Genomic DNA, 894 nt, shown 5'->3' on the forward strand with positions numbered 1-894 from the left:
CGGTGTGGTTATGACCTGGATGCGTATCGGGCTTTGGTGCGGGCGAATCCGGCGGAATTCAAGCAGTGGGTGGCGCAGGTGGAGTTGTTCCTGCCGTCGCTCACACCGACCGGGCAGTCGCTGCCGCCGCTGTACCGGGCTGCCGGGGCCGCGCTGGTGGACGGCGTGTTGTCGGAGGGGCATCTGCGGGAGTTGGCGCGGGCGTTCACGACGTTGAAGTTGCCGGACTGGTCGGAGGGGGTCCTGGTCGAGGCGGCCGGGTCGGTGGAGCCGAAAGTGGTCCGCCAACTCGCCGACCGCATCCGGGACCGGGTCGAGCAGGACTCGGTGGACGAGCTGGACGAGTTGGCGGCCGAGCCGGCGGATGTGTTGTACGTGCGGGATCTGCCGGGCGGGCGCGTGGAGTTCTGGGGCGAGGTGTCGGCGGAGACGGGGGCGCGGTTCACCGCGATGCTGGAGCCGTTGGCGACGCCGCGTCCGGAGGGGCCGAAGGATCGGGCGCACCGGTTCGGCGAGGCTTTCGCCGACGTGATCTCGCTGGCGTCGCGGTCGGAGGATCTGCCGTCGGAGGCCGGGGAACGGCCGCACATCAGCGTGACCCTGGATTTCGAGACCTTGCGGCGGGGTGTGGGGCACGCGGTGCTGGATGGCGATCGGTATCTGAGTGCGGCGCAGGCGCGACGCATTGCGTGTGACGCCAAGGTGATCCCCGTCGTGCTGGGCGGAGGGTCAGAGGTGGTGGATTTGGGGCGGACGAAGCGGACGGTGAGTGTCGCGCAGCGCAAAGCACTGCACGCCCGGGATCGGGGCTGTGCTTTTCCGGGGGTGCGCCACGAGGCGCTGTCAACCAATGTGGAGGTGAAAGACCTGCACCGCTGTTATGTCGCACCATAA

At 68.8% G+C, this 894-nt stretch carries 1 protein-coding gene; it reads left to right on the forward strand.

The features are described from left to right. Window positions 1–894: DUF222 domain-containing protein (locus tag OQ02_RS41810; RefSeq protein WP_051773512.1), on the forward strand; the 894-nt coding region annotated here is incomplete at its 5' end.

Origin of the sequence: Saccharothrix sp. NRRL B-16314, assembly GCF_000716595.1 — a bacterium.
Lineage (GTDB): Bacteria > Actinomycetota > Actinomycetes > Mycobacteriales > Pseudonocardiaceae > Actinosynnema.